The sequence below is a fragment of the Sulfurovum sp. genome (genome assembly GCF_036568385.1).
In the GTDB taxonomy this organism is placed as follows: Bacteria; Campylobacterota; Campylobacteria; order Campylobacterales; family Sulfurovaceae; genus Sulfurovum.
The window spans coordinates 1-6,393 of record NZ_DATCSP010000065.1 but is presented as its reverse complement, the minus strand read 5'-3'; the positions used below and the strand labels follow the sequence as shown (position 1 = coordinate 6,393).

Here is a 6,393-nt window from a genome sequence, read left to right as displayed (position 1 = left end):
AAAGGTACGGTCTATGAGTACTTCAGCAATAAAGAGGATATCGTTTTTGAGATCATTTCAGTATTTATCGTAGAACTGGAAAAACACCTTTATGAGCTTATAAAGCAAGATATGAGCACCAAAGAGAAGATCAAAACATTTTTAACGTTACTCTATAGTGATGCCTGTTATGAAAAGCAGTTAGTACTCTATAGAGAATATTTGGCCATTTCACTGACATCGGATGTCGAAGCGATGACAGCATTCAGCAAGGCATGTCGCGAGAGATTCCTGACAATACTGGATCAGATCATAGGGGACGGGATCGAAAAAGATGAGATCAAAGCAGAAGCGAAAGCCATGGTTGGAACGGTGCACACCTTTGCTATAGGTCTGGTAGTGGAATCAAAGATCAATGGTTTGGATGCCAAAATGCATATTGATGCGTTTGTAGAAGCTTTGTTTACGCTGATTCAAAAAAAGGATATTTCATGAGAATACTGTTAGGAATTATTTTGCCTTTGTCGATTTTTGCACAAAGTTACGGATTGAAGACGCTGGTAGAACATGCCAATCAAGAGAACGGGATGATCCAGGCCAAAGAGATGCGTATCAAAGCCAAACAGGAAGAGGTGGATGCAGCACAAAGTGCCTACTGGCCCACTGTGGATATCGGGGCAAGCCACAGCTATGTCTCTCCCACCAATATCGTCAGTCCGGGGCAAACCTCCAGTGCGTTCGCCATGGTAAACCTGGAGCTTTATGACGGCGGCAGGAAAAGCGCGCTGCTCAATGCCAAACGTTATGAACACGAGGCAGCCCTTTTTGAAAAAAGTGCCTTTGAAAAAAGCATCACCCTTGAGATCGTACGTCATTACTATGGCGTGCAGAAACTCAAAGCAACCCTTCAGGCCCTGGAAGAACGGTCCACTGAGCTGCGGGCACAGATCCAACGTATCAAAAAGTTTCAAAGCGCAGGCCTCTCTACACAGGAGGATGTGGATAAACTCCAGGCAGAGTTTGACAGCAATGACTACACCATGGCCAATACCAGGCTGGAAGTGCAAAGGAGCGAAAAACATTTAACACTGCTCAGTGGTCTGCCCGCAAAAGACCTGAAGAGAAACTATTTTCAGGAACCTGAACGTATCGCGTTCGAGACCTTTGAACCGATCAAAGTGCTTGAGTCAAATGCGAATGCGGTGGGTGAACGGTCCGATGCTATCGATGCCGGCTACAGACCGCAGGTAAGCCTGTCAGACACCTATAACAGATCACGCTTTGATGATATGGTCACGATGCCGGGATTTGAAGGAGACGAGTTACTGCTGGACCGCCAGAACAAGGTGATGGTCTCGGTGAATATGAGACTTTTCGATAACGGGAAAATGGCTAAAGAGAGTGAAGCGGTGAAGTATCAGAAGCTCGCACTGATGTCCGAGATCGATCATGCCAAAAAAGAACAGAAAATGAACTTTGCCCTGTCTGAAAAAAGCCTGGAGACGACGCGTACCAAACTGAAAAGTGCCAAGAGTGCCCTGCGGGCGGCAAACAGCACCTACCGCGTACTCAAAGAGAAATTCGAAGTCGGCCTGATAGACAATATCGCTTTCCTGGATGCTCTGACACAAAAGACGCTAGCTCAGGCACGGTATCAGGAGACACTTTATGATTACGAGATCGGAAAATCGATCTACTATTATTATGCAGGAAAAGACCCAAAGGAGTTTATCAGATGAAGAAGATCGCAGTGTTACTATTGGCAGTATGGCAGTTGCATGCAGAGGAGATCTATGCAACGTTCGATGTGAAAGCAGAAAAGAGCGCTTCCCTGGCTTTCAGCAGCAGCGGTATTGTGGGAGAGATGAAGGTGGATATCGGTTCTGAAGTGAAAAAGGATGCACTGTTGGCAGCCTTGCAGAACGACGACATCAAAGCAATGGTCGAGGTCTCAAAAGTGGCTTTGAAATATGCAGAGAGCGACTATGAACGACAAAAAAAGGTAAAGCAGCATATCAATGTCTCCCTGTTTGAGAGCTATGCCTATAAATATGACCACGCAAAAGTACAACTGAAGTATCAGGAGGCCCTGCTGGATAAAACCTATCTCCGTGCCCCTTTTGACGGCATCATCACTGCAAAGCACAGTGAGGTCGGTGATGTGGTCAGCGGCCAAATGATCACGAAGGTCTACGATATACAAAGCATCAAGGAACGGAAACTCATTTTGAAGTTCGATCAGAAGTATCATGAGAAAGTGAAGGTCGGCGACCGTTTTACATACAAGGTGGACGGGGATGACACTTTGTATACCGGAACGATCTACAAGATCTATCCGACGATCGAATCGAGCACAAGAAAGATGCTGGCCGAGGTCAAAGCCGAGGGGTTCCCGGTGGGGCTTTTTGGTGATGGATACATTACAGTAAAGTAGGGAATGCATGTATAAATTTGCCATAAACAGACCTATCACAACACTGATGGGGGTATTGAGCTTTATTGTATTCGGACTGATGTCCTACACCACCATGCCTGTCAATCTTTTTCCCAATGTAGATTTCCCTGTGGTCACCATTCAGACGGCCTATGACGGGGCTGATGCAAGTACGGTCGAAACCAAGGTGACAGACAAACTGGAAGAAGCGGTCAGCGGTATCGATGGGATCGATAAACTGATATCAACCTCTTATGAAGGGTTCAGTGTGGTGACCATCCAGTTTGAGCTCTTCAAAGATATCGATGAAGCCACCAATGATGTACGTGACAAGATCGGTTCGGTGGTGCTTCCCAATGAAGTGGAGAAACCCATCGTAAAAAAACTAGGTGCCAGCGGCGCGGTGATCAATCTTTTCATCGCGACCAAAACGGGTGATGTCACTGCACTGATGCGAATGTCCGATGAAAAGATCAAGCCCATACTTCAACGGATCAAAGGGGTAGGCGAAGTCAATATCATAGGGTATCAAGACAGGGAAGTACGTATTTTTGTCGATCCGTTCAAACTCAACAAATATGGCCTGACCCCGCTCGATGTTCAAAATATCATTGCCGCACAAAATATCAATCAGGGTGCCGGCAAACTTGTCGATGCGCAAAAAGAGACGATCATCAAAGTGCAAGCCGATGCCATCAGTGTTGAGGACCTGCAGGCGTTGATCCTGAAACCGGGACTTAGACTGAAAGATGTTGCACGGGTGGAAGATGGTTTAAGCGACAGCAGCAGTTTCTCTTCCTACAACGGCGATCAGGGCGTCATGCTCGAGGTGAAGAAGATCTCCGGTGAAAACGTGCTGGAGATCATCCAAGGGGTCAAAGCCGTGATGCCACGGCTTGAAGCGATCGCCGGTGAAGCCTATACATTGCAGCTGCTGCAGGACCAGAGCGATAAGATCATGGTCAATATAGACAATGTGACGTTCGACCTGATCTATGGATCGATATTGGCGATCATCATTGTCTTTTTCTTCCTTCGAAATGTGACGGCTACGATCGTATCTGCACTGGCCATTCCTACATCGATCATCGGTACGTTCGCCATTATTGACTGGATGGGGTATGACCTGAACAAGTTGACGCTGATTGGACTGACCCTTGCCATCGGCATCTTTATCGATGATGCGATCGTCGTGATCGAAAATATCACGAAAAAGATGGAAGCGGGGATGGAGCCGTTCAAGGCATCTTTTGAAGGGATCAAGGAGGTCTCGTTCTCCATTCTGGCCATCTCTTCCGTGCTGCTCGCGGTGTTCGTACCGGTAGCATTTATGGACGGTATCGTGGGGATGTTCTTTAACTCGTTTGCCATGACCGTGGCCGCAGGGGTGGTCATCTCTTACCTGGTCGCTGTCATGTTCATTCCGACGGTGGGTGCACGTGTCCTGAGTGCGAAAGAGAGCAGGTTCTTTCATCTGACCGAGCCTTTGTTCGTACGGCTTGACAGGGCGTATGTAGCGCTGCTTAAACTCTTGATCCGTTTTAAGTGGATCACCATTATCGTGACGATCAGCGTACTGATCGCCTCGACCAAACTCTCTACGGGAATGGATTTCGTCCCGATGGAGGACAACAGCGAGTTTCAGGTATTTGCGAAAGCACCGGTAGGCACAAGTCTGGAAGAGATGAAGAAAAAGATGAAGCCTATGCTTGAGACAATGCAGGGTGATGAGAATATAGAGTATACGGTCCTGTCCATCGGATATAACAGTGCCAAGGAGATACACAAGGCCAAGATCTATGCGAAGCTCAAGCCGGTAGCGCAGAGGTCTGTTTCACAGGAAGATGTCGTGCAACAGTATGCCAATGCATTTAAAACGATCAAGGATATGATCGTGACGGTGGAAGAGGTTCCACCGTTCGATACCGGCGGCAGCAATGCCCCCGTACAGATCGTTGTGACAGGAAGTGACCTTGATGTGCTCAATGAAACGACACAGAAACTGATGGACCTCCTTAAAGAGACCCAAGGTGCCGTGGGTATCGATAGAGATTATGAGAGCGGAAAACCGGAGATCAAAATAGATATTCTAAGAGAAAATGCACAGCGTTCGGGGGTGAGCGCCAATGAGATCGCCGGCATTCTTTCCAGCGCCTATTCGAGTGACAGAGCCATATCCTATTATGAAGAGAATGGACGGGAGTTCGATATCACTTTGCGTTTTGAAGACCGGTATCGAAGCAGCATCGATGATATCAAAAAACTGCAGGTCAAAAACCGTGACGGCGAATTTGTTTCACTCGAAGGACTGATCACGTTTGAGGAGCATACCGGTACCGCGTCGATCAACCGCTATGACCGCGAGCGTAAGGTCATGGTGACCTCCGGGATCTATGAGACCAGTCTGGATGTGATCATGAAAGCGGTCGATGAAAAGATAGGGGAGATACTCCCTGCAGGGTACCACTACCGCTATACGGGAGATATAGAGAATATGGCCGATACCAATGCCGCGTTCGGTGCGGCGGTATTGCTTGCGATCATACTGATCTACCTGATACTTGCAGCACTCTATGAGTCGATCATCCAGCCGTTCATTATCATGGTGGCGATGCCGCTGTCGTTCACGGGTGTGATCGTGGCACTCTATCTGACAGGAAACAACTTCAGCCTTTTTGTCATGATCGGTATCATACTGCTGCTCGGTATGGTGGGCAAAAATGCGATCCTGGTCGTCGACTTTGCCAATCAGGCGGTCAAAGAGGGGAAAGAGGTGAATGCAGCCATTCTGGAAGCGGGTGAAAAAAGACTCCGTCCGATCCTGATGACCACGTTTGCGATGATCGGGGCGATGCTTCCCCTGGCATTTGGCGGAGGAGCGGGGCATGAGAGCAATGCACCGATGGCACTGGCGATCATCGGAGGACTGATGAGTTCTACTATTTTGACCCTTCTGGTGGTCCCCGTAATTTACCGTATCATGTACCCTATGGATGCATGGATGAGAAAATGGTATGAAAAAGGAAATGTATAATGTGCAGGATCAGATCAATCAGACTTTTGATGTTAAGCGTCATGGGCTCGGTCATGCTTCTGGGACAGGGTGCGGACGAATATACGAAGGCACTGGCATTGTACCAGGACAAGAACTATAAAAAAGCCTATGTGATCATCAAAAATGAGGCAGAAAGAGGCAATAAAGAGGCACAGTATATCCTGGCTCAGATGTATGAGAACGGCGAGGGTATGAAAAAGGACCTGCGCGAGGCAGTGCATTGGTACAAACAGGCTGCTTCCAAATATGCCTATGTCCAACAGGAGTATAAGAAACCCGAGAAGCAGAAAGAGGAGAACTTTTTCGATAGGCTGGAAAAACAGTTTACCTATACTTCAGAGCAAAAAGCAGCAAACTATGCTTTTTCCAAGATCGATGTGGAATCCCCTGAAGTAAAATCCATGGTGATGAAATTTTTAGAAAAACGTTTTGGTCTGCAGCCATACAAGACCAATTATTTTGCGCCGTTCAGCTACTCCTCGAGCAGATACCGACGTCCATCCTCGATATATAATGAGAGTGTTCTGGCCGATGGTCTGCTGCAGGAAAGTGAGTATGAGAACCATATGGAAGCAGAGTACCAGCTGAGTTTCCAGAAGTCTTTGACCTACGATCTATTTGGCTGGAACGAGTATATCTCTGCTGCCTATACGCAGCAGGTTTGGTGGAAACTCTATGACGAGTCGGCACCGTTCCGTGAAACGAACTATACCCCTGAGGTCTTCATGATCCTTCCTACATCGGATCACTGGGACAAGGCATATAATCTGAAAGCATTCAAGTTCGGCTATAAACATCAGTCCAACGGAGAAGAGGGGTATGCTTCCAGATCATGGAACAGACTCTTTTTATCCACCTTGTGGCAGTGGGATTCCCTGTTCATGAGGGTCGAAGGATGGTACAGGCTGCCTGAAAACAGGAAAAG

General features: G+C 47.5%; 5 protein-coding genes. All 5 read left to right on the top strand.

Features of this window, described 5'->3' with window-relative positions; translation table 11 throughout:
• On the top strand, positions 1–474 hold a 474-nt coding region (locus tag VIM88_RS07225; RefSeq protein ID WP_331862218.1), incomplete at its 5' end, for a TetR/AcrR family transcriptional regulator.
• Positions 471–1,718: a TolC family protein gene (locus VIM88_RS07220; RefSeq protein ID WP_331862217.1), complete on the top strand. Its 1,248-nt coding sequence runs from the start codon at positions 471–473 to the stop codon at positions 1,716–1,718. The genes VIM88_RS07225 and VIM88_RS07220, both read left to right, overlap by 4 nt.
• Positions 1,715–2,413 (top strand): efflux RND transporter periplasmic adaptor subunit, encoded by a 699-nt coding sequence (locus VIM88_RS07215; protein WP_331862216.1) that lies wholly within the window; start codon positions 1,715–1,717, stop codon positions 2,411–2,413. The genes VIM88_RS07220 and VIM88_RS07215 overlap by 4 nt, the downstream gene beginning before the upstream one ends.
• Positions 2,414–2,420: 7 nt before the next feature.
• A complete protein-coding gene (locus tag VIM88_RS07210) occupies positions 2,421–5,447 on the top strand; it encodes an efflux RND transporter permease subunit (RefSeq protein WP_331862215.1) in 3,027 nt (1,008 codons plus the stop codon).
• 29 nt (positions 5,448–5,476) lie between these two features.
• On the top strand, positions 5,477–6,393 hold a 917-nt coding region (locus tag VIM88_RS07205), incomplete at its 3' end, for a phospholipase A (RefSeq protein ID WP_331862214.1).

Coding starts and splice junctions, on each gene's coding strand:
- VIM88_RS07210 (WP_331862215.1), top strand. CDS start 2,421: ATGTATAAATTTGCCATAAACAGACCTATCACAACACTGATGGGGGTA.
- VIM88_RS07215 (WP_331862216.1), top strand. CDS start 1,715: ATGAAGAAGATCGCAGTGTTACTATTGGCAGTATGGCAGTTGCATGCA.
- VIM88_RS07220 (WP_331862217.1), top strand. CDS start 471: ATGAGAATACTGTTAGGAATTATTTTGCCTTTGTCGATTTTTGCACAA.